Origin of the sequence: Arthrobacter sp. ok909 (genome assembly GCF_900104405.1) — a bacterium.
GTDB lineage: Bacteria > Actinomycetota > Actinomycetes > Actinomycetales > Micrococcaceae > Arthrobacter > Arthrobacter humicola.
In genome coordinates, this window is the sequence record NZ_FNJS01000042.1 from 14,134 (window position 1) to 36,718 (window position 22,585).

Consider the following 22,585-nt stretch of genomic DNA (forward strand, 5'->3'; position numbering starts at 1 on the left):
TCAGACGTCGATCGTGCGCGGCCGCTGCCTTGCTTCGATGACATCGTCGATTTCCAGTGCCGTTGCGATACGTGTGAGGTCGGGAACGCGCGAAAGGTCAACTGCGAGCAGATCCTCTATCCGTCGGCGGCCTTCGACGACGATGTCTTCCTCGACATGCAGCTGCCCCGCCGTCGTAGTCGCATCGAGATTATTGTGGATGAGAGCTGACAAGGTGGGCAGGAGCAACTGGTCTCGGGCTAAGTCGTTGGCACGTAACGGGCCAAGAATGTCGTCGGCATAGCGGCTCAAGGCCGATACATCCGGAACCTGAAGCAGAAGCCCGGTCAATCCCAGATCGCTCAGGACCAGGGCCTCGGCGGGCCTCCTGCGCAGGGCCGCCAGCTGAACGGCTCCGCGGGCCGTTGCAAAAGCGGACGGATAGTCAGCGATGCTCGTGACGGGTCCTGTGACGGCAGCGTGCGCGCGGTCAGTGCTTTGGGCGCGTTCTGAAGGAATCCGGCTGAGTTCGTCGCCGATGCCGCGCACTTCGTCGAGCGGCGTCGTTGGCCCCAGCGGCCAGAGCGCAACTATGTACCCCGCATAAGATCCGAGCAGCGGTTTAGGTGAGACGTGTCGTGCCATCCGCGCGAACGTGGCGGCAAGCCAGTAGGGCAAGGCTCCTTCGTTAAGGGGTTCAGAGCGGACCGCGATCAGTGCGTGGGGAAGTGACAGATCGTGGCCGAGGTGTGCGGCTTGGGCCATGAGTGCTGTGGAGGCGTGGCCACTGCCTGACAGAAGCCCGAAGAGAATCTCGCCGGTCTCCCGCCACTCTGCCTCGGTCACTGTCCGGGTCCGGAGGAGTTCCAGGGCCAAGGGCGCCGCAACCCGTTCCAGCGCCTGTCGATCCAGCGGTCGGAGCTCGGAGACCTTCCCACTCGTCCAGATCCACGCGACAACCTTCTCTTTGATTATCACCGTAACTCGAACAACAGTCAGCGTCGCCGGAGTATCCGGAATATGCACATCCGCCAGCAGCCCGGCAGTGCCTGAGGACATGACATCAGGGAGCAGAAGGCCAGTCGCGTTCGCGAGGAGTGCAGTCGGGAGCGAAACGCCATCACGATCGGTGTTGTAGAGGATGGTCCCGTTGGTCTCACACACAGCGACCGGACGATTCAGAATCTCCGCCAGGGCTCCGCCAAGGGCCCTGACTCCGCCCCCTTCCAGCGTGAGCGCCGTCATCCGCTCGTGGATCGAGTCGGCTTGCCTTTGCAGTTCACGCTGTTCCTCGAGCGACTCATTCAGCTCGTTGAGGACCGAGATCCTCGTCGCCTGCTCGGAACGGAACCGACTGGTGGTGATCGCGACGGCCGCCTGGTCTGCCAACATCAAAAGGCGAGATTCTTCCTCTTTACTGAAGTGATGGGTCGCTCGGGTGTAGCAGTTGAGGGTTCCGAGGGTTTCGCCGGCGGAGTTCAACGGCACGGCAATCATGGAGCTGTAACCCTGCTCTCTTGCCACAGCCCTCCAAGCGAGCATCGCCGGATTACTTCCAAAGTCTTCGACCTGCACGGGAACGCCCAGAGCGAACGCCTGGCCCGACAGCGTGGGGGTGCGAACACCATGGAGTAGCATCGGGTGCCTTTCGTTGATTTCCCGGATGTAGTCGGCTGAGAGGCCGTAGGAGCCTTCGATCACCAGAACTTGCGACGTCGCGTCCGGGATGGTGATCTCGCAGAAGTCATAGGCCATCAATTCGCAGGCGGTCTTGGCAATCAGGTCCAACAGCTCGTTAAGCGAAACGCCACGGTTGACTGCCGCACCAATCTGAGCCAGCGCCTTCACCCATCCTTGAAGATGCTCGGCCATACGATCCGAACCCATTCTCACACTTAGAGTTTTTCACGGTTTCATTGGACGAGCGAGCGACTACTGTCAGCACGGTCGCTGCCAGACCGCATGCTGGTGCGCCGCGCGGCTGTCGAGCTACCGGGCCGAGCTGGCCCGCCCTGGCCAGCACCGCATGGGACGGTTCGCCGGGTCAATCCCAAGAACGAGCCGCGCTGGCAGGCCGGCTCCTGGACGTCAGGATTCAGGCCCGCGGCCGGTGCCAGAACCGGATCCAGACGCTGAAAGCACCGAGTCAGGCCAGCTGATTTGGCCGAGCTCCTCCGTGACCGCCCGCTTCAAGACGGCAAGCCTGTCCCAGTACGCGCTGGCGTACAGCAGAACGACCGAGTACGACCACCTCGTGAGCCTGGAACTGGGCGGCGCGAACTCCGTCTCAAATCTTTGGGTGGAGCCCAACAAGGCAGGTGCTCCCGCAACCTATAACCCGAAGGACACCGTGGAGAGCACTCTGCATCGGGCGGTCTGCTCCCACCGGGTGACCCTCGTGGCTGCCCAGCGGGCCATTGCGGCCAACTGGACAACGGCCCTTCGGACCCTGCACCTTTAAGCGGCTCCTTGTGCCAAGCCGGACGTCCACACTCAAGGCGGCTTCGTTGGCCTCAATTCCGTCCTGCGTCGCATGGATCACCTGGTCTGAGCTTCACACCATTGTCATGCTGCAGAAAACCGCCCAATCGGGTCTTCCCTCCAGCATCGCTGCTTCCCTCCACCGGACCGCTGAAGGCGTGGCCCAGGTCATCAAATGGGACTCGGGCGACCTGGTATTCGAATCTGTGGCGGTCGTTGATTAGCCCTTGGGTTGACCTTGAAGCATGAGACTCGGAAGTCTGTCACTACGGGAGTCTGTGAGTCGCGGGTGCGTGCTCGATGACGAGTGTGCTGCGCTGGCTTCCTGGTGCCACCAGGCGGGCATTGCGTTCGTCATTGCCGGTTGCACGCCATGCGGCGATGGCGGCGTCGTTGTCGAACCTCAGGTGCCGGGCGGTGAGCCGGCGCAAGCGTTCGTCCTGTTCGAGCTCCACGAACCAGGTTTCATCCAGGAGGGATGCGACCTCGTTCCAGGGGGCCTCGTCAAAGAGCAGGTAGTTGCCCTCGGTGATGATCAGGCGTGTTTCCGGCGGGACGGCGATGGCCCCGGCGATTGCGTCGTTGACTTCGCGGCGGAAGACCGGTGCGAAGATCTCCCGCGAGGTCTCGGAGCGCAGCCAGCGGAGCAACGCGACGTAGCCGACACCGTCGAAGGTGTCCGGAGCGCCCTTGCGCTGCTCAACCCCGCGGGCCTCGAGGAGCGACTGCGCCAGGTGATATCCGTCCATGGGGATCAGGGCGACCTGCCCGGGATGGATGGTGAGCAGGTGCTCCAGCAACCATTCGGAGATCGTGGATTTTCCGGCGCCGGGCGCCCCGGCGATTCCGAGCAGGCACCGCCCGGACCGCTGGAGCAGCGCTTCAGCCCGGGCGAGGAGCTGCTGCTGGCCTGATTCGTCCCAGCGCACGTATAGAGGGGTATTCATCGCCTCTTCCTTTCGACTCTGCCTGGGCCAGGACGACAATCAACAGGAAGCAAGGTGCATGACCGATGGCCGGGCATCCGGGCCGGGAGCGTCCTAACCTTCGCACTCGGTGCAGTACGAGTGCCCGTTGCTTTCGCGGGCGAGCTGGGACCGGTGCCGGACCAGGAAGCAGGAGTAGCAGGTGAACTCGTCCTCAGCCTGGGGGATGACCTGAACAATGAGTTCCTCGGAGACAAACTCCCCGCCGGGGGTCATGGCCTCATCGAGTGCGTCGGATTCGTCCAGCTCCCGGACGACGCTGCGGGCATCCGGAGCGTTCGCGGACTGCAGAGCCTCAAGGGAGCGGTCCTGTGATTCCTTGACGTCGGAACGGACTTCGTCGTAATCGGTTGCCACTGGGGTGATTCTCTTTTCTGGCGTTCTTGTCTGACGGCACTGCAAAGTACACCATAGCCCCGATATTCCCTGACCGCCCGACCTGCAGGCCGCGTCCGAAGCGCAAAATTTGACCTTGCATGCGTGGCCGGTCTCTTAGTCCTTCATGCGTCGAGAGGGCTCGCTGGGTCGTGCTCGAGTGCTGCGGTGATGGCCGCCGGGGACGGCAGGGTTGCCTGCTCATCGACCGGAAGTGCCTCGTACGTGTAGGACGTCACGGTCAGGGGCTGGGCTGAACCATCAAGGGCATAGCGCACCGTGCGATCGTTCCTGGATCCGCACACCAGGATCCCGACAGTCGGGGCCTGCCTGCGCAGCCGGAGCATGTCGTTGACGGCTGCGACGTAGAAGTTCAGCTGCCCCAGATGCTCGGGTTTGAACTTGCCAGCTTTAAGTTCTACGACAACGTAACGGTCAGAAGGTACGTGGTACAGCAGGAGGTCGATGAAGAAGTCGTCTCCATCGACGTCAAGGTGGTACTGCCGGCCGATGAAAGCGAAGCCGGGCCCGAACTCGGCCAGCGTCTGTGCCATGCGCAACGTCATGGCCTCCTCGATGGCATGTTCCTGGGCTTCTTCGGTCAGCCCCAGGAAGTCCAGCACCAGAGGGTCTTTGGCAACCTCCCGCGCCAGGTCAGTGCCCTCCCCGGGCAGCCTTGCCTCGAGGTTGTTCGGGGCCGCACCGATGCGGGTGTGAAGGCTGGTGAGGATCTGGTGTTCCAGTACCGCTACCGACCAGCCATGCTGGATGGCTCGTGATGCGTACCACTGGCGCAGCTCGTGATCGTCCAGCTTGCTCAGGAGCGCGACGTTGTGGCTCCAGCTCAATTGTCCAGATGGTGTCTGGACAATTGGGTCCGGGCCGTTCCATGCCGCAGCGAACGCGCGCATGTTGTAAAGATTGCTTCTGGAGAATCCCTTCATGTGGGGAAACTCCGTGCGGAGGTCGCGTGCCAGCCGGTCCAGAACCTTACTCCCCCATGCCTCGTTCATCTGCCTGTCCAGGATGGTCCGCCCAATGTTCCAGTACAGCTCGATCATGGAGGTATTGACGACGCGCTGCGCCCGCTGTTGAGCCTCGTGTACGAGGCTTTTCAGGGTCGTGAGCGCGGCGGAATAGTCTCCCGGAAGGTCCGGTTCGAGCTGGGTCATGCTTCCACCCTAGTTGGAGGTTCCGTGCGTTCCAGTCCCAATTGTCCAGACACCATCTGGACAATTGGAGCTGTACCGGGGCCGCCCGCGGATCGGGGAGTCTGACTACTTCCCCGCCTGCCACATCCATCGACGCCGCCCTCGGCGTTCGCCGTGCGGGCGGACGGCGCGCCCCGCAGCTGACCGGCAGGGCCACTCGATTGGCCATGTCTGACCTCAAGCGTCGGGGTCATGGCCAAGGACGCGGAGCAGGTCACGGGTTGTCATGCTCAGCTGTTCGAACCAGTGCTGGTAGAACAGGGCCGTCATCTGCTGTGGAGGGGTGTCGTCGAGTTCGTGGAGCATCTGAAGGGCCTCACGGATAACCTCCTCACCCGACGCCAGCTCAGGATCAGGCCGGCGTTCCCCTTCCTCCGGGTGTTCCATGCGGGCGACTCCTTCCGTCGTGTATGGCCACTGGTTTTGCCGCCCGCCCCCGGCACGAGTCGGGTTCGATCCTCTTGACCGGTACCGGGCTGGCACGGCTGCTGGCGCGGCAGCAGGGAGCCACTAGCGGCTGGGACCGCTCCTGGATTTCGGCGCCCCCATTGCTGCTCCCCGGCTTGTCTTTTGTGGCTTCGCCGGCGCTTTACCGGTGACGAGTGCGGCGCTGGGGTGGGTGCCCTCGCTGCGGGCAGCGGCGAGGCGTCCCTTGATGCGTTCCTCGCTGGCAGTTCCGAAGAGTGAGGCGGCGAACGCCTGGTGATGGTCGGCGGAACCGTATTCAGCGCCTGAGCTGGTTTCGGCCTTCCGGCCCTGGTCTTGCAGGCGTTTGCTGTTGTCGTCGCCGGTGACCCGGGTTTCCAGTTCACGGCCCATGGCTTCGATGCGTGCGAAGAGTTCGGCTTCGGTGCGTTCGTAGCGCTGTTCCAGCGGCTGCTCCTGGGAGCCTTTGAAGCCGCCCTCGGCGAGGAGTTTCGCTTCGTGCCATTCCTTGGCGGCGTCCACGAACGTAGCGTCCTTGAAGTGTCGGTCGCCTGCACCGTTGAAGTTCGCCGTGGTTTCTTCGCGCAACTGCTCGATCGTGGGTCCGTTGATGCCGTCTTTGCCGATCAGGTACAGGCGTTCCTTCACCGCGGTGTCGGCGGCCTCGATGGCCGCCGGTGTCGTGGCGTCTTGGGCGCTGTGCAGCGCCGCCGACAGAGCGGGGTTGCTCAGGTATTCGACAGGCACCTGGTGCCGCTCCATTTCCGATGCCAGTGTCCGGGCCTTGGTCCGGAGTTCTTCGGCCTGGGCCGCGGCGATGAGGGCCATGGCCTTCCGGTGCTCGGCGACTGCGGCGCGGCGTGCCTGTTCTGCGGCGATGGTTTCGATGCCGGATGCCAGGTACGCGGCGTCTGTGCCGACGTCGCGGGTGTCGATGCCATAGCGGGTGAGGACTTCCTGGCGGATTTTCTCTGATGCTGTGAGGGCGGCCGGGTCGTGGTCCTTCCAGCCTTCTGCGACGGCGTGGGCCGTAGCGATGTCATGAGGCCGGGCGTTGTCCCACCACTGATCTTTATCCACGGGTGCCAGCGCTGCGCGTGCGGTGCTGCGTTCAGCAGCGAGGCGTGCCCGGGCTTCGTGCGCTGCCTGAACGTCCTGGTGTTCGATCTGGCGCTGGCTCTCCAGGCGCCGGCGCGCCAGTGTCTCGGCAATGCGTGAGGCGATCATCAGCGACTGCCGCAGCCCGCCATCCAGGACGTCATCCATTCCATCTGATTCACTCATCGTGTTCCCCTTGCAGTTGGTGTTTCATCGGTCGAGGCCCGGCCCGGAGTCGCGGCGGCTGGGCTGGAAGATCTTCGCCGGCGTCGCCGGTGTTGGCGTCGTGGGCACTACTGATCCGGGACGGATGGGGACCATGCCGCGCCGGGCGATATCAATCGCCCGCGGCGGTAGTCCCGCGTCGGGGGCTGGCTGCTGCCCGGCACCGACCGAAACCGGCTTGGGCATGGTCCCGGTGAACGGGGCCAGCTGTTGCTCGACCACGGACCGGATGCGCTGTGCCTCCCGGGTCCTCCCGGACTGGGCATGCATTTCATACACGGCGAAGGCCGTGTTGATCAGCTGCACCATCAACGCCGTTTGCGCCGCGGTTTTGTTCTTGCTGGCCGCGGCCATGAACAACATGGCCGTACCGGCAATGGACGGGAGAGCGACGGGTTTGCTGTGCTGGCGTGGTGTCCGGAGCTGGGCGGTGCGTGACAGCTCGGCGGCGGTGGCCGCCAAAGGACCGGGCGTCGGTTCGAGCCGGTAGGACCATGCCGCGAACGCTCCGGATACGTCCCTCGCCGCCTTCGCCCAGGTCGCGTGATCATCATGCGGAATGGTGCGCAGCTGATCAGCGAGTGCGGCCGCGTTGCGGGTGTATTCCACCCACGCCTCCGCCGGCGGTGTTGCGTTCTCGGGGCCGGTCTTGGAGACCGTGCGCCGGTTCCGGGCCGCTGCGTTCCATTCGGCTGCGGCTTCCGTGGCCAGGTGCGGGGTGTCGGGCCATTCCTCCCGGAGGGCACCGAGTTTCAGGTCGGAGGCGAGCGTGCCGCCGCCGAACCAAATCGGACGCTCCCCGCGGGCGGGGCGTTCGGCCACGGAGTACCCGACAATGACGTCGGTGGTGTTCTTCGCGTAGCGCGGACGGACCAGCATGCCGGTGTCGCGGGCCCGGCGGACGAACTCCGCCTCGGACCCGGAGGCGCTGGCGCTGGCCCGGACTTTCCGGGCCAAAGAGTACCGGTGCATTTCGCGGTCGTCCCGGATGGCGGTGGCCTTCTCGGCCCGGTCGTAGCCCCGGCTGGCGTGCACCGTGGAGAGCTCTTCCAGCCCGTACTTGGCCTCCAACTCGCGGCAGGTCTGTTGCGCCTTCTTGTAGTCACCATGGGTGGATGCCTTGGTGCCGTCTTCGCGAACCAGCGAGACGGCGATGTGGATGTGGTGGTTGCCGTTCTCACTCGTGCCGTGGTTCACCGCGGCCCACCGGCACCGTGCCTTGCCGCTGGCCTCGGTGAAGCCCATCGCGTCCACAAAGTCGTTCGCGATATCGCCCCACTGCTGATCCGTCAGCGCGCCCTCTTCGGCGCGCAGGCTCAGCGAGCAGTGCCACACGCTGGCGTCCTTGTACCCGACGTGAACGCGTTCCTTCTTGGCCGCGTCCCACTGCATGTCCTTGATCTGAACCGAAGCACCAAACATCTTGCGCGGCCGGTCCAGGTGCTTCGCGATCGCGACGGCGTCATCGCGGTCCAGCACGCCGTCGTCGTACCACGCCATGATCGCAGCATCCCCTGCGACCAGATGGGGATCGGTGTGGGCGTTCTTCGTCTTGTTCGCGTCGGTCGAGGCCAGGTAAACCATGAGCCCGCCCATGCGCGAACCGCGCGTGATGTTCGGAATCATGGGCTACATCAGCCCGTCAATGGCATCGTCGATGCGCATGGCCACAGTGCGGATGTGCTTCAGCGCTTCACGGGCTTCAGCGGGGAACTCGCTGGTCGCATTGGCCTGCCGTGCGAGCTGGTTGATGTTGTTGGACGAACGGGCCAGCAAGTTGTGCAAAGACATGAGCTCCGCTGCGATGGCGCGGTGTTCCGTCGGTGATTCAGAGTGCTCCGACAGCGCCGTTGAAATCAAGAGGTTCGGGACGGTGACCTTCTCCCTCTCGGCCCTGGCAACCAGTGCGGCTTCTTCCTCCACGGTGACCCACACCTCGCGGCGCTTCTTCGTCCCCGCCGGCGAATTCTCCCGGCGGCGCTTGGTCAGGCGCGGACGGGACTCATTCTGTTCAGTCACGCACTCCCCCAACCCCTCAACAGCCCAGCGCAGCGACCCCGAAACCGGGGACCACACCAACGAGTGTGTCAAGCAAACCGCCGCAGGCGCGTGAGCGACAGGCCATTTACACCCGATGTCCGGGAGGTTCTCCGCCCTGCTGGGGTGAGTGGCCGAGCGGCTGCATTGGGGGATCAGCCACCCGGCTCACTTCTCACATTACTCGGTGTCGGTGGTGTGCTTGTCGATGATGATCTGCTCCACGGCGCTGGCGGTGTATCTTCTCCGGACTAACTTGGTCAAGGATCACGGAGGCTTGGATAGATCTCAACGTAGGCTTGTCCACGTTGGCCTTGAGCTCGCCGTACTCGGTGATGGGCGGGGAGATGCTGGGCCGCCCGTCTATCGTGTGCGTGGCTGACATCCTGCCCCTGCCGGCTCTCGAACAGAGTGTTAAGCGGTCCAGCCACCGTCGGTGGTGAGAACTGAGCCTGTTACGAAGTTCGCTGCGTCACTGGCGACCCAGGCCACCATGGCGCCAACATCGGCGGGCGTGCCGAAGCGTTTGACGGCGGTCAGTTCGGCGAAGAATTCGCCCAGGTTGCCGTCGGACGGGTTGCCTTCTGTATCGATGGGGCCGGGCTGGATGATGTTGGCGGTAATGCCGCGCTGGCCCAGGTCGCGGGCGAGCCCTTTGGTGAAGCCGACCAGCGCGGCCTTGCTCATTCCGTAGACAGCCCCGCCGGGGAAGGGAAGGCTCTCGGCGCTGATGCTGCCGATGGTGATGATCCTTCCACCGTCCGGCAGGTGCTTGAGAGCCTCCTGGGTGGCGTACATCGTGCCGCGGACGTTCAGATTCAGTGTCGCTTCTATGTGTTCGTCAGGGGTTTCCGTAAACGGCTCAAACCATCCGCCGCCGGCGTTGTTGACCAGGATGTCGAGGGAGCCGAGGGCGTCGACGGCGTCGCGCACCCCTTGGCGGGCCGCGGTTGAGTCCGCGTTGTTCGCGTGAACGGCAAAGGCTTTGCCTCCCCCTGCGGTGATGTCGGCTACAACGGCTTCGGCGGCCTCTGGGGAGGACCAGTAGGTCACGGCGACGGTGGCACCCTCTTCGGCAAGGGAGCGGGCAATCCCGGCTCCGATTCCGCGGGACCCTCCGGTGACGAGGGCGGTCTTGCCGGCGAGGCTGGTGTTTACGGACATTGTGCTCAGTTCCTTGGTTAGTAGGTGCGACTTAGGCGGCGGGAGCTCCGCAGGCATGAAGAAGCTCAGGCGAAGGCGTTGCTGACTGCCCAGGAGTCTTCGTACAGGTGCAGCTTGGTGATCTTGCCGTCGTCAACGCGGAAGTGCATGGCGACAGCGGTTTCAAAAGGCCGGCCGGTGGACGCGGACGCGTTGCCGATCGTGGCCAGAACCACGGCGTGGGCACCATCCACCAAGACGGAGTGCACCGCGGCTGTACCCGGGCCGGCGAACTGGGACCACATGGTGCGGAAGTAGTCCGCCACCTGCGATTTTTCCGATCGGGCTCCAATCCAGCGGAGGGCCGGGTTGCCCGGAACGTTCCAGTCAATGACCTCGCTGAACAGGCCTGCTGCGGCGTCGGCGTCCCCGGCACCAACGGTCTGGAGGAAGTTGGTAATCAAGGATTTGGTTACTTCGCGATTTTGTTCCATTTGGTCAAATATAGGGATTTTGGACCAACCTGTCAATAACGGCTAAAGTGGCACCATGGGCAGGCCAAGAAAGTTCCAAGAGCGTGACGTCGTAGCTTTGGCGGGGGAAGCATTCTCCTCGAACGGGTACGGCGGTACCACCATGGATGACCTTGTGCGTGCCACTGGTATTGGCAAGCAAAGCCTGTACAACGCCTTCGAAGGCAAGCGGGAGCTCTTCCTCCGGGCGTTGACCTCCGATGCGGCGGATGCCGTAGCTGCAGTTGATGAAGCCCTTGGCTCCGACAGAGGAACTCCATTGGAGAGAATCCGTGCCCACCTGCTCAAGTTGGCCATCACTTTCAGTGCGGGCAGCAGCAAACCGGCGCTGTTGATGAAGGCCACGGTAGAACTCGCGGACCGCGATACTGATGTGGCGCACTCTGCCCTGCACGCCTTTCAGGAGTTGCGCGCCATCTATCGCAGCTGCTTGGCGGACGCTCAGGCCAGCGGGGAGCTGGCCGAGTCCGCGGACCTCGACGGGTTGGCTTCATTCTTCCTCGTGCTGACCCGTGGCATGGAAGTCATCGGTCAGGCGGGTATCTCGCGCGCAGAGCTGACGAGTATCGCCATGGCAGCACTCGATAACGTGGTCGCAGCAAACGAACCAACGTCCCAGCCTCCTGACGTAAATTGACCCTCGCACCACATTTGCGGACAGCGTCCATCTCGTCCCTACCTGCCAACCCTTGACGCGGACATCATCGATAAAGGGTGGCAAGGGCGAACAACGGCTACATCCTGGAATTGGGCGCCGTCATGATGGCGATCGCCCTGCTGCAGATCGAGTGCGCGGTCTTTGCCGTGTACTTCGCGGCCAAGACCGCGATGGGCGTTTGGTTCGCCGGCAGCGCGGCCTTGGTGCGTGAACGGCGGTCCGCCGCCGGTTAGTGGCTGCTTGGGTTCGCCCTGCGGCGGACCGCCCGACGTTTGGAAGGTTCCGGCCTTGCTCGTGGTGAGTGGGGTGGGGGCCTTGCGGAGCGGTGGGGGTTCCGCCCGGACTACTGCCGTCAACGGTTGGTATTGGCGGCACAGGTCGCTTGCCGCTCTCGGCGGGTCTCATTTCAGCCGCCTTGGTGATGCGTTACCTGGCCTTGGAGTCGCTGTCTTCCGAGCAGCAGAAGACGGATACCTTGCCTTAGGTCTGACGAGCGGATGTCTGTCTCAGGATGATGGGACGGCCGGCATTCCGAGCGATACCTGCCTCACCATCTGGCTTAGCTTCTCCCGCGCGGCGTTGAGGCTGATTTCTATGCCTTCCAGTTCGCCCAGCCATCCTCGTTGTTCGGCTTCGTCCTTCCGGCTTTCGAGGGCTTCAATCAGTTCTTCCAGGCGGGGGCGTTGTGTTGGATCGGGACGGAGTACCGGGCATCGGATGCAGGCATGTTCGTGGATGCAGGGTGTTCCGTAAGCTCGTCCGCAGCTGCCCAGTTCGACCTTTCTCTTTTTGAAGTGTTCGTGGAAGTCCTGGATCTCAGCGTCACTGGGTTCAAGGTAGTCATCGGGTGGCCGCAGTGCCCTGCGCCTGTCGAGGAAGCTTCTGAAATGCCGGAGGGTATCCTCGTCGTGAATGGCTGCATAGCCCTGGGTTGTGGAGATGTTTTGATGGCCCATTAGCTTGGCCAGAATGTGTATGGGCAGCCCTGAAGACAGGGCCGATGTGGCAAACAGTCTTCGGAAATCGTGTGGAGTGAATTTGCATTCGTCACCGTTCTCGTCTTTGAGGCCAGCTCTGTTAATCGCGTCGCGTATGGCGATCCTGACCCACCCGCAACCAGGTGTGCTGCTCGGCGGGTGGGTCATATCCTTTCGATGGCAACAAATGGGCGAATGTAAGCGTCTTCGAGGACGCGTTGGGTGAGAATCGCGTGCTCTACACCGAGCTCGCTTGCAATCCAAGCCCGTAAGAGCAGCACACATTCACGCCACCCATTGGCAACGTCGACCGGTTGGGGTGCGGCCCGGTTGACGTGCTTAAGGGCGTTGTATGCGTCGGCGATATTTTGGGACCAGTCGGCGTTGGCCTTGACGAAAGGGAGAACTCCATCCAGGTCTTGCACGATGCGATTAAGCCGCGTCTTGAAGTTCATTCGGTTGGCCGTGGATTCGGACGTTCCGTCATCCCGAACGGCGATCAGATATCCCAAGGCCTCCAGACCGATTGCCACCTGCGTCAGGCGTACCTCTGTGGATAGATTCTCCAGGTAGAGACTGGAAATGGCGGGGTCAAAGGCGCGAGAGAAGTCCTCTCTGAGCTGTATCCAGCGGGAGATTCCTTCGGGTCCCAGCTCCGCGTATTCAATGAGGTGTGCAGTTCTTGGCGTTTCTTCTACGGGCAATGATGAAGTGTCGTCGATGACCTCCAACCATTGCTCGCGCGTTCCGGCGTTGCCGGTGGGTCCTTGCAACGGGTAGTCGGAGCGCATCACTCGCTCCGCGATCAAGGATTCTGAACGCCAGCGCGATACGGCCAGAAGGTCACGGAGGGCTCGCAGTGCGCCGAAATGGGTACGCCAGGACGATTCATATTCTGTTCTATGCTCCAAACGGACTGAATCTCGGATTTCTAGTGAATGCAGGGTCCTTGACTTCGTATATGTGGGGCGAAGCGTAAGGCCAGAATCGGGAATGTTGATTGGTCCGGGGGAAAGTAGGTTGATGTCTATCTGCTGCCTTCCAGTTTCCTCGACGAATGTGCGCGTCTGATGGATGCTCGTTGTTCCGAGCCAGGAGCGCAGCCCCGACACTTCACACTGCAGCCCGTTTATTTTTGCGTACGACAAGCTTGAGGCCCCGAGGATTGCAGCGCCGACATTTATCCGTCCGGTGCCGATGAAGAGATTGGTGTCATAGCCGTCAGAGCGGCATCCGACGAGGGTAATCGGCCCGTGCGAGTCACGGAAGATGAGTTCGGAGGGACACTCAGGGTCGGGCAGCGCGCGGTTAGAGTCTTGGTCTGGGTAGAAGGCGTCGTTCGTGAACCATCGGCCATACTGGGGATTCTTCTCTGAGTCCCAGCGCATCGAGACATAGATCCCTTTTTCCGAGCGTTCGATGGTTGCGCTGATGTCCGGAGTGTTTGGGTCTTCGTCGAAGAGGCTGCCATGACGGCGGTCACCGATTTTTAGTTCGTTGGTCATAGGGAGATTGTCCGCTAATCGACTCCGTGGTGAGGGATCACCCCCAATGGCGATCCGGAACGCGTGCCGCGTCGAATAAGTCAGGCCTGTTTGGCTTACTTGGCCCGGATAGCGCGCCGGGTCAACATGCCCTCGCGAGGTCACCTTATCCGCACCATCGTCGGCGTCGCATAACCCTTGAGATACGAGGCGTCTCATTGCCGGCGATCGCTGCGGCGGCCGTGCTCTAATTTCCGCGGAATGGTGTGGGCTCATCCGCGGCCGACGGTCCCCGTAACTACGTTTCGAAACTTTGCGGCTGAGTCGATGTGGTCATCGTTAGTTTCGAGACATCGGCGGAGCCGAAGACGAAGCTGATCGGCTCCGCACGCGTTTCAACGCTGCTGCAGTCCACCAACCAAGCAGCCGGCGGACCTTCTGGGCGCCGGCGTCTGACTACATGACTCACAGCCATGAAACCTGACAGCAGTGTTCTGAGTGGCAGGTTGTAGCCATGTAGCGCGGTGTCGAATAAAAGCCTCAGCTGTCCCTATCGATATCCACTAGACAGAAGCGTCACGGCGCCGCGAGGCACAGTCGCATTCGTCGATCCCCCGCTGGTACCCGCGCGAAGAGGGCCAACATGAGTCTCGTCGTCCCGGGCGCCGTCGTCGGGCGCGGTGACCCGGGAGCCTCCTCGCAACCGGGTTCAGGGCGTCGGGGCTCTTTATTGTGTGCCGGTAAGGGTGGCCAGGGCGTCGACGGCTTTCTCGAGGGAATCCATCGAGAGGACCGACAGCGGTACATTCGGCCTTCGGCTGTCAAACCGGCTGGAAAGGAGGCTCGCTGCGACATCCTGGAGTCCCGGGGTACCGGCCAGCTGACGGAGAAACGAATCCAGCACCGCGGCGTCGGGCCATTGTTCCTCAGACATCTTCGACATCCGCCGGAAGTTGAACTCCACCGATGTTCCCTGGGCGCTGAAGTAGGAGAAGGACACGGTTCCCAGGCGCGTTCCGTGGTGAAAGATCGCCAGGCTCCCCGCGGGGTTGATCGCCCTGGATCCGGAGAACGTCAATCCTGCCGAACGTGCCGTCGTCAAGAAAAAATCCAGCCGGTCGACATTATCCGGGTCGTGCTCTCGCATCCAGGAACGAATAGTATCTTCATCCCACATAGATAGGCCCGGGCTGACCGGCGCAGACCTTGCGGCAGTCCCCAGGTACTTCGACAAGACGCGCGCGAACGTGTCCCCCGTAGCCACGAGCCACTCGACTAGTTCTTGTGACTGAGACTCATCCTGGAAGTCGCCCGGACGGCTGATAACGAGCTTGGATGCCTTGCGGTCGGGCTTGTCGTCCCAGTCGAGGACGCAACCGAGGTCTGTTTCGATGGCGTCGCGCTGGGCCAGCAGCTTCGCGTAGAGGTCTTTGTCGTGGTTGATCCAGAAGATCGTTGTGACGAGCTTCTTCTGCGAGTTGGCCTGGAGGGAGATCACCGCACGGGAGTCTCCGATGCCGACGTCGTACCAGTGCTGCGGGGCGGGCTTGCGCCAGGCACTGATGTGGGTCGCATTCGCCAGGCCGTAGTCGCGTACCCGTTCGAAGAACGCAAGCTGGGCGTCCTTCACTGACACTCTGCTTCCGGTCCGAGCGGGACCGTTCATCTTCTTGCGGCGGGCCGCCATCGCCTCCTCGTCGACGTCAAGACCGGCCGCTTCGGCGAGCTCTTCAGCGCCGATGAACTGCTCGGGGTCCGCATGCCCTTCTGCATCAAACCGGAGCCCCTCTTCCTCAAGCGCCACTCGTGGGTCATCGTTGCGGCCGGGCTCGGTCCAGCGGAAACCAGATGAGATCGTCCCGCCGCTCTGCAAGACTCTCCAGGCGTTGGCCATTGAGTAGTTCGCAATAATCGCGGCCAACGGTTGAGCCCAGGTGCCTGCCACGATCGCGACGTCGCCGTACGAAGTCCAGCGCCCTGCAGGGATCTCGGCGACGATCGCAGCAATTTGGCTGCGCAGCGCTGATGGCTCGTCGCCGACTGCGATGATGCTCTCGTCCGGGCCCGGCCACAGCTCAATGATCTTCTCTGCTAATTCAGCGCTACGGGTGTTGATCTCCTCGACGCCCCATGTGCCGTGCGCAGCGATGGCTTGGTTCATCGATACCCCGCTCTTGGCCAGCATGTCGCGCTTCTCCTCGAACGGCTTGTTGCTGAGTTCGCTGTTGTACCCGCTCAGAGTGAGGTTGCCGATCGTATGCACGGCCCGCTCGTGTTCGTAGTCGATGTCCGCATCGGCGCTGAACCCCGCGGCGAAGGTCTTGCGCACGGATTCAGTCATCGTCTGTGGCAACACATGCTCAATCGTCAGATGCTTAGGGTCGAGCTCGACGATCTCCTTCGGGCGGTAGGCCTCTTCGAGCCACTGCAGGATGAGCTTTTTTTGCGGTCCGCGGCCCTGCCAGTAGAACGCGATCGTGTTGGCGGCCTCGCGAACCTGGAGGTCGGTCGCAAAATGCTTCCGGCCGCGGGACAGGTACTCTCGCAGCGCCACGTCGATGCGGTCCGCATCACTGATCGCACCTACAGCCTGGAGCAGCGTTCGGTTCAGATTTGCGGTGGCCCGCCCGATCACGATGCGCCTCACGAAGTACGACTCCAGGTAAGTCAACGCCCGCACAACTTCATCGTCAGCAGCCGTGCCGGCAGCACGCCGGGCGAGGATCTGCATCACCACCGGATACGCGGTCGTCGAGCCCCAAGCCCTGATCCGGGTGAGGCGACGGCGAATCTCCGCGTGCCTCTCCCCCGCAGGCGTGAGAATCGTCGCGAGCACGTCACCCAGCTTGGCGATGCGGATCACTTCAGCCTCTAACTCATCGATGCTCTTCAGTCTCTCGAGCCGATGCTGCTGTCCGACATAGGTATCCGACTGCTTCGCACGTTCGTCACGCTGAGCGAGGTCGAGCCAGAACAACAACTCGAGATTCTCTGAGTCGAGCTTCCTCTCCAGCGGAAGCCAAATGTTCTCATGGACCATCTCTGCCCGGTCACCGAGCCGCATGAACAAATAGTTCTTGAGCAGATCACTTTGCGTCAGGCGTAGGCCCGTGTTGTTCAGCGACTCAAAAATGCGGTGTGCGTTGTCGGACGGCTCCGCAGTCACGACGACGAGCGCGAGACCGCGGACCACGGCGGCTTCGAGCAGCTCCAGGTCATGCGGATCATCCGGGTCTCCGGCCGCGGCGATCTTCGCACGGAAGAAGCGGTAGGCGTCTCCGACGGCGTCCTCCCCGCCAGCCTGCGGCGCACGATTGAGTACCGCCATGTAAGCGGGCCGATCTGACTGTGTCGGCATGACCTTAAGCGGCTTGCCGCCGTCGAAGACGTTAATTAGGTACTGTGCGTCAATGCCGTTCGCCCGGTCGGCTTGCCCGGTCTCGATCAAATGATCGCGGAGAGCAGCCAGAAGAAGAGTCAGCGTGGTCAGCCGCTGCTGGCCGTCGACGACAAGGAACTTGTTGACGCCGATGGCGCCGAAATCAGGACTGCTCGCCAGCACGAGGGAGCCGATGAAGTGTGAGGCCTTCGGGTCGTCGCCAAGAGTACGCTCCAACTCGACGACGTCCGACCACAGTTGGTCGAGCTGCTTCTTGCCCCACGAATACACGCGTTGGTAGAGCGGGACCTGGTACTGCTTCTTGCCCTCCAGAACACCCGCGAGCGTCCCGTTCTCCGCTCGAACCACAAATGCCTCCCTGGGGTTTTGATAATGGAACGAGACTACATGGAGAGGTCACCCGGCTCATTTCACGAAGAGTGACTCTCATTGAGACCGGGGTGTTCGGCGCCCGGAGTGGCCTCAGGCGTGATGCGCTGCAGCAACGCATCGTGTGCCTGTTGCAGAGTGCCGGCCCGCGCTTTCTGCTGCCGCCAATCTAGTAAGGGCCTCCGCTTTCTCCCTGGCCGCCTCCAGTGCCGCGGTCTAGGCCTGCTCCAGCTGCACCACTCCTGCGGTTTACACCGCCATCTTCGCGCCCCCGGCTCCCCAGGGCTGCACTCTGTGCTGTAGGCTCGCGTCAATAAACTCCCTAACGGGTGCGGTAACGGGCCACTCGTAGAGGCTTGGTGGGGCGTCCAGGGTCCGCCCGTTAGCCGGTCCCCCACCGCGACATCCTCGACCCGCTCCCCCGCCGCGAAAAATCCCATACATGTGACTGTTAGTTCGGATTGGCGGTTTTTCACAGCTCAGTTTGGCGGTTTTCGCACCGTTGGCATGGTGGATTTAATCGCTCCTTCGCGGCGTTCCGTGATCGCTTGATCTCGCCTCCAGAGAGAATGGTGCGATGCGGCTAGTCCTTGAGTGCTCGCGACCGTCTATAGAACGTTGCTCGGGACATTCCGAGATCGCGGACAACCTGCGCGGCGGGTTCGCCGCCTTCTAATAGGCGGACAGCGCTTCGGATCTGACTGTCGGTGACGCGGCGGGGTCGGCCGCCGAGGTCCTTTCCGGCTTCTCGGCGTTTGTTGATGGAGTCGGTGACGCGTTCGCGTTTGATTTCGTGTTCCATTTGCGCGAGGGCGGCCATGATCGTGAACAGCATCGAGCCCATGGGTGTTGCGGTGTCGACGTCGCTGCCGCCGAGGTTCAGTACGCGCAGACCCGCGCCTCGACCGCGGAGTTCGTCGGCGAAGGCAAGCATGTTCTGTGTGGATCGTCCAAGCCGGTCCAGTGTCGTGATGACGAGGGTGTCCCCGTCGATCAGCGCCTCGAGTGCTCGATCGAACTGGGGTCGTGAAGCTCGCGCCCCGGATACACCGTGATCCACATAGAGGTCATCGCGGCGGACGCCGGCGGCCATGAGGTCCGCCTGCTGCCGGTCGGTGTACTGCTGCCGCGTCGAAACACGTGCATAGCCGATCAGTTTCGTCATGGGCAGCTCCGACGTGTCTCGTAACTAAGGGTGAATACACCGATTTAACCAGAAGCTTTCGAGACATAGTTACGAGACTCACCGGCCGTGCAAGAATTCGTTCAATTCCACAAAATTTAGGGCACTGCCTGTAATTCTCCGCGGTATTTGGCGTGTATTTCGCGGCGTTATATGGCGCGGTCAGGTGCCGATGAGCAGGGTTTCGCGGGCTGCTTCTACGACTTCCTTGGTGATGCTGTTGAGCTGGTTGATGTCGCGGATGCGCGTGATTTGAGTGAAGAGGCGCTGGATGAGCCGGAAGTTGCCGTTGGTGATCCGGGCGACGGCGGCGACGGCTTCGGCGTCGGTGAAGTCGTGGGGGTCGATGGTTAGGCCGAGTTCCTGCCAGCGGTTTGCCAGGACGAAGGTGAGTTCCTCGGTGCTGAGGGTCCGGTAGTGGTGGGCGAAGCCGATGCGGCTGTAGAGCTGGGGGTAGCGGGCGAGGCGTTTTTCGATGCCGGGCATGCCGATAAGGATGACGCCCATGGTGTGGCGGTCGTAGTAGTCCCTGACTTGCTCGAGCGCTGGAGGTTTGAGCCGGTCGGCCTCGTCGATGATGAGGAGTTCGGTCAGGCCGGATGCCCGGGAGTCGCGGTGCTCGAAGACGTCGATGTTGCCTTCCCGGGCGTATTCGGCTGCCCAGGAGATTCTTTGACACGTCCGGGGTAGTTGCCGGTCGATCTCCCGGGGGCTGATGGTCACGGTGGGGGTCCAGAATGCTGTTCTGGCTTCGATCACGCAGGCAGGGACGGGCTCGGTGTTGGTTTGACCGGTCCGTTGCCATTGTTCCCATTCGGTCGCGCCGGCGTAGGCGCGTGCGGAGAGGGTTTTGCCGACGCCGGGCGGTCCGTAGCAGACGCCGATGTGGCGGTTGGTGCGTACCGCGGTGGCGAATTCGGTGAAGCGCCGGTGCTCCTTGGTGATGAGAAGTGCCGGTGTGTCGGGCGGGACCGGCGGCGGGGCGGCGGAAATTTCGCCGAGATCGTTGAAGAGGAAGCGGCGTCCGTCGTCATTCTCGTCCTTGGCGGCCATGGGCGTTCCTCTCATGGGTCAGTCTTCGGCGTAGGTGCGGAGCCGGTGCTGTTTGGGATCCGCGGGTTGCCCGCCGGTTTGGGCGGGTTCGGCAGTTTCCGGTGGCGCGTAGCGGTCGTCGGCGGGGAGGGCGTCGGCGAGGCTGAGTTTGGTGCGCAGCTGTTTCTTCAGTTCGTTCCGGCGTGCTGATCTGGCCGCCTTGAGCTGCTTGAAGCTGACTGAACCGGCGGCGAGTTCCGGGGCGATGGCACGGCAGATGAAGGTGTCCTGGTGCCAGATACGGATCTCGGCCATGTCCCGGGGGTCGTAGCGGATGGTGACGGTCTCGCCGACGTAGGCGGAGAGTGTGAGGTCCAGGTAGCGCAGGCCGTTGAAGTGGATGCCGTCGCGGTGGACGATGCGCTGGTGTGCGACGGTCAGGAGCAGGAGGTCAAGTTCCTCGGGCCGGGCCGGCATTCTGGGGATCCAGCCGCCGGCCTGCCAGCGTGCGGCGGGGACCTCTCCGGTTTCGGAGTGCGTGCGCTGGTTGTATTCGTCAACGATAAACCGCTCGAGGACGGTGTCGAGCTGCTCCAGGGTCATCGTCGGTGGTGTCGCCGGGGTCCCATGGGTGCCGTGCGGGATGAAGCCGGGCAGATGCGGCAGGAGCCCTTCGGTGAGGGTGCGGTAGAACCGCTCAATCTTCCCGCGGCCCTGAGGTACGCCGGGGAGGGAATGGATGAGGCGGATGTGGGTGTCAAGGCAGACCCGTTCAAGGTGGGTGCTGGTGAAATCGGCGCCGTGATCGCTGTAGAGGAGATCGGGCAGACCCATGACGGGCCAGGTCGGATGGTTCTTGCGCTGCACGGCCTGGTGAAGGGCCAGTGCCGTCTGGAGCGCGGTCGGCGCACCGGTGAACACGGTGTAGCCGGCGACGGCGCGGGAGTAGTCATCGAGGACGACAGTCAGCCACGGGCGTGCGCGGGCGCCGGCGGCGTCGAGGATCTCGATGTCCAGCTCGGTGTGGTCGCACTGCCACTGCTCGTTCGCGCGGCTGGCGGTGCGCCGGTACACCAGCTCAAACCGGTCCCGGTACGCGGCGTCGCCTTCGAGGGCGATGGTTCGCAGTCCGGGATCGATGGCGGCAACGACCGCCCGGACCGTCGAGTAGCCGGGGGCGGGCAGACCGCGGTCGAGCGCGACGGCACTGATCCGCCGGTGGATGAACGCGATAGTCGGCGCCGGCCGGCGGAGCGCGAGGCCTTCGATCGCACCCACGATCTCAGGCGGGAGCGAATGGCTCCCTTTGTCCGAGCGTGGCCGGCGGCCCAGGCCCTCGACCGAGCCGCCGGCCCGGAATCCTGCCGTCCACCGCTGCAGTGTGCGGAGGGGGATGCCGGCCTGGCCGGAGATCCTGGCGAGGGGAACTCCGTCGTCGAGGTGCTGCCGGAGCAGCGCCGCCCGGTCGTCGGCCGACAGCCGATGCTTCATGACCGGCGGTCTTCGGCCGCCTGCCGGTGGCGGTAGAGCGTCGCGCGGCTCCAGCCGACGAGGCGGGCCGCTTCCTCAGCGGTGCGTCCCTTCGCGCGGGCGTCTTGGGCGATCGCGAGCTTGTCGGCGATGACGAGCGGGTCGGACAAGGGCCGGCCGAACCGGGTTCCGCCCTGCCGCGCCGCGGCAATGCCCGCGTTCACGCGTTCGACGATCAGCTCCCGCTCGTACTCGGCCAAAGTCGCAAGCATGTTCAGCATCAGGCGGCCCGACGTTGTTGTGGGGTCAATACCGTCCGAAATGGACCTCAGGAGCACACCGCGTTCCCGCAGCAGGTTTACCGTGTTCAACACATCGATCAAGGACCGGCCGAGCCGGTCCACCCGCCACACGACGACCGTGTCACCCGGCTCAACATACGCGAGGAGCTTTTTCATCCCGGGCCGCTCAATGGCTGCCTTGCTCCCGGACGTGACGTCGGCGAACACATCGCGTTTCTGAACCCCGGCATCGACCAGTGCATCGAGCTGCAGCTTCGCGTCCTGGCCCGACGTACTCACGCGCGTATACCCGAGATGTCTCACCCGGCCATTGTGCCTCAGAAACCCCCGGACGGCACCCGCCTGAGACGATCCACGGTGAGACACCTTTACAAGACACAGGGCGGCCCGGCAGGACGCCGATTCCTTAGACCCTCCAAGACACGACGGCCGTGTCTTGAAAAGCTGTTGGTTTTTGAGACAAGGTATTGGCGCATCTCACGTGCAGGTCAGTGAGGCAAGCCGTGCACTCCGTCTTCTGTAAGGGCGGGGCTTTCGCCGGCAAGTAGCAGTCGGTTCTGAAACTCTGCATGGAGGTAGCTGCGGTGCTCAGGGTTCCTGTTCGAGTTCTGCCAGTCGGGCCCGCACCTGGTCGCCGAGTCCGCAGATGAGGTCGAGCTGCTCCGGCGTGAGGTGGTCGATCAGAACCTTGCGCACGTCGCTCACGTGTGGCGCGGCGGCAGCCTCGATGAGCTCGCGACCTTGCGGCGTGATGACCAGGACGGCGCCGCGTTGGTCCGCCGCGCAGCGTTCGCGGCCCACGAGACCGCGCTTTTCCATCCGGGTCAGATGCTGCGAGAGCCGGCTCTTCTCCCAGCGCAGAAGGCCGCCGAGCATGAATGCCCGCAGCCGCCCGTCCGGCGCCTCCGACAGGTGCGCCAGCACCTGGTAATCGGCGCTCGACAGACCGCTGCGCTGGCGCAGCTGCCGCTCGATGTACTGGGACAGGTCGGCCTGCATCGTCATCAGGCTACGCCAGGCACGCTGCTCCCGGTCGTCCAGCCAACGTTGATCACTCATACCTGCCACGTTACCCCATAGTTGACATGTTAACCATCTGGTGCCTACAGTTTGGTTAACACATAAACTACCTGGAGGTTTTGCCGTGCCCATCACAGCCATCGTTCTCAGCGCTCTACTGGCCCTCGCCGCACTGGGCGCGGGCATCCCCAAGATC

The 22,585-nt window shown here is 63.1% G+C and carries 22 protein-coding genes; 4 read left to right on the forward strand and 18 right to left on the reverse strand.

The features are described from left to right. Positions 1-1,851, reverse strand: coding sequence for a helix-turn-helix domain-containing protein (locus BLR03_RS21590; RefSeq protein WP_175460659.1), 1,851 nt, complete (start codon positions 1,849-1,851; stop codon positions 1-3). Between the two features lie 304 nt (positions 1,852-2,155). On the opposite strand from BLR03_RS21590, the gene BLR03_RS21595 reads away from it, so the two are divergent. Both BLR03_RS21595 and BLR03_RS24605 read left to right on the forward strand, forming a co-directional pair. Further along, on the forward strand, positions 2,156-2,440 hold the full coding sequence (locus tag BLR03_RS21595) for a hypothetical protein (RefSeq protein ID WP_139184638.1): 285 nt from the start codon (positions 2,156-2,158) through the stop codon (positions 2,438-2,440). A gap of 106 nt (positions 2,441-2,546) precedes the next feature. Further along, a complete protein-coding gene (locus tag BLR03_RS24605) occupies positions 2,547-2,684 on the forward strand; it encodes a hypothetical protein (protein WP_175460660.1) in 138 nt (45 codons plus the stop codon). 42 nt (positions 2,685-2,726) lie between these two features. Here the strand turns inward: BLR03_RS24605 and BLR03_RS21600 are convergent, their stop codons facing one another. The 9 genes from BLR03_RS21600 to BLR03_RS21640 all read right to left on the reverse strand — a co-directional run bounded on the left by BLR03_RS21600 (position 2,727) and on the right by BLR03_RS21640 (position 10,455). After that, a complete protein-coding gene (locus BLR03_RS21600; RefSeq protein WP_091256389.1) occupies positions 2,727-3,407 on the reverse strand; it encodes a nucleoside/nucleotide kinase family protein in 681 nt (226 codons plus the stop codon). 93 nt (positions 3,408-3,500) lie between these two features. Then, entirely contained in the window at positions 3,501-3,803 is a 303-nt protein-coding gene (locus BLR03_RS21605) for a DUF4193 domain-containing protein (protein ID WP_091256391.1), read from the reverse strand. A gap of 143 nt (positions 3,804-3,946) precedes the next feature. Beyond that, on the reverse strand, positions 3,947-4,993 hold the full coding sequence (locus BLR03_RS21610; protein ID WP_091256393.1) for a PDDEXK nuclease domain-containing protein: 1,047 nt from the start codon (positions 4,991-4,993) through the stop codon (positions 3,947-3,949). A gap of 216 nt (positions 4,994-5,209) precedes the next feature. Next, the gene (locus BLR03_RS21615; protein ID WP_091256395.1) at positions 5,210-5,419 is read right to left on the reverse strand and encodes a hypothetical protein; all 210 of its coding nucleotides are present in this window, start codon (positions 5,417-5,419) and stop codon (positions 5,210-5,212) included. Positions 5,420-5,542: 123 nt separating this feature from the next. Further along, a complete protein-coding gene (locus BLR03_RS21620; RefSeq protein ID WP_091256396.1) occupies positions 5,543-6,742 on the reverse strand; it encodes a hypothetical protein in 1,200 nt (399 codons plus the stop codon). Between the two features lie 24 nt (positions 6,743-6,766). Then, positions 6,767-8,407 carry a relaxase/mobilization nuclease domain-containing protein gene (locus tag BLR03_RS21625; RefSeq protein ID WP_091256398.1) on the reverse strand — a complete coding sequence of 547 codons (1,641 nt, stop codon included), beginning with the start codon at positions 8,405-8,407 and terminating at the stop codon, positions 6,767-6,769. Between the two features lie 3 nt (positions 8,408-8,410). After that, positions 8,411-8,800 (reverse strand): plasmid mobilization relaxosome protein MobC, encoded by a 390-nt coding sequence (gene mobC, locus BLR03_RS21630; protein ID WP_254788642.1) that lies wholly within the window; start codon positions 8,798-8,800, stop codon positions 8,411-8,413. A gap of 432 nt (positions 8,801-9,232) precedes the next feature. Next, positions 9,233-9,982: an SDR family NAD(P)-dependent oxidoreductase gene (locus BLR03_RS21635; protein ID WP_091256400.1), complete on the reverse strand. Its 750-nt coding sequence runs from the start codon at positions 9,980-9,982 to the stop codon at positions 9,233-9,235. A 65-nt stretch (positions 9,983-10,047) separates the two neighbouring features. After that, positions 10,048-10,455, reverse strand: a complete 408-nt coding sequence (locus BLR03_RS21640; RefSeq protein WP_091256402.1) for a nuclear transport factor 2 family protein — start codon at positions 10,453-10,455, stop codon at positions 10,048-10,050. Positions 10,456-10,510: 55 nt separating this feature from the next. Between BLR03_RS21640 and BLR03_RS21645 the strand changes: the two genes are divergently transcribed. Further along, positions 10,511-11,131 (forward strand): TetR/AcrR family transcriptional regulator, encoded by a 621-nt coding sequence (locus tag BLR03_RS21645; protein ID WP_091256403.1) that lies wholly within the window; start codon positions 10,511-10,513, stop codon positions 11,129-11,131. Positions 11,132-11,208: 77 nt separating this feature from the next. Beyond that, positions 11,209-11,385, forward strand: a complete 177-nt coding sequence (locus BLR03_RS24190) for an ABC transporter ATP-binding protein (RefSeq protein WP_139184639.1) — start codon at positions 11,209-11,211, stop codon at positions 11,383-11,385. 273 nt (positions 11,386-11,658) lie between these two features. Here BLR03_RS24190 and BLR03_RS21650 read toward each other — a convergent pair whose 3' ends face one another. From BLR03_RS21650 to BLR03_RS21680, 8 genes are all read right to left on the reverse strand, one after another. Beyond that, positions 11,659-12,297, reverse strand: coding sequence for a site-specific integrase (locus tag BLR03_RS21650; RefSeq protein WP_217639831.1), 639 nt, complete (start codon positions 12,295-12,297; stop codon positions 11,659-11,661). After that, entirely contained in the window at positions 12,294-13,634 is a 1,341-nt protein-coding gene (locus tag BLR03_RS24765) for an ApeA N-terminal domain 1-containing protein (RefSeq protein WP_217639832.1), read from the reverse strand. Before BLR03_RS24765 ends, BLR03_RS21650 begins: the two co-directional genes overlap by 4 nt. Before the next feature lie 706 nt (positions 13,635-14,340). Beyond that, the gene (locus BLR03_RS21655; protein WP_254788643.1) at positions 14,341-17,361 is read right to left on the reverse strand and encodes a DUF4268 domain-containing protein; all 3,021 of its coding nucleotides are present in this window, start codon (positions 17,359-17,361) and stop codon (positions 14,341-14,343) included. 604 nt (positions 17,362-17,965) lie between these two features. Then, complete coding sequence (locus BLR03_RS21660; RefSeq protein ID WP_091256407.1) at positions 17,966-18,547, reverse strand: recombinase family protein; 582 nt, start codon at positions 18,545-18,547, stop codon at positions 17,966-17,968. Between the two features lie 180 nt (positions 18,548-18,727). Further along, complete coding sequence (locus tag BLR03_RS21665) at positions 18,728-19,618, reverse strand: AAA family ATPase (protein WP_091256409.1); 891 nt, start codon at positions 19,616-19,618, stop codon at positions 18,728-18,730. A gap of 18 nt (positions 19,619-19,636) precedes the next feature. Beyond that, positions 19,637-21,088, reverse strand: coding sequence for a Mu transposase C-terminal domain-containing protein (locus tag BLR03_RS21670; RefSeq protein WP_091256411.1), 1,452 nt, complete (start codon positions 21,086-21,088; stop codon positions 19,637-19,639). After that, the gene (locus BLR03_RS21675) at positions 21,085-21,672 is read right to left on the reverse strand and encodes a recombinase family protein (protein WP_091256412.1); all 588 of its coding nucleotides are present in this window, start codon (positions 21,670-21,672) and stop codon (positions 21,085-21,087) included. The genes BLR03_RS21670 and BLR03_RS21675 overlap by 4 nt, the downstream gene beginning before the upstream one ends. A 285-nt stretch (positions 21,673-21,957) precedes the next feature. Continuing rightward, the gene (locus BLR03_RS21680; RefSeq protein WP_091256414.1) at positions 21,958-22,428 is read right to left on the reverse strand and encodes a MarR family winged helix-turn-helix transcriptional regulator; all 471 of its coding nucleotides are present in this window, start codon (positions 22,426-22,428) and stop codon (positions 21,958-21,960) included. Between the last annotated feature and the right edge of the window lie 157 nt (positions 22,429-22,585).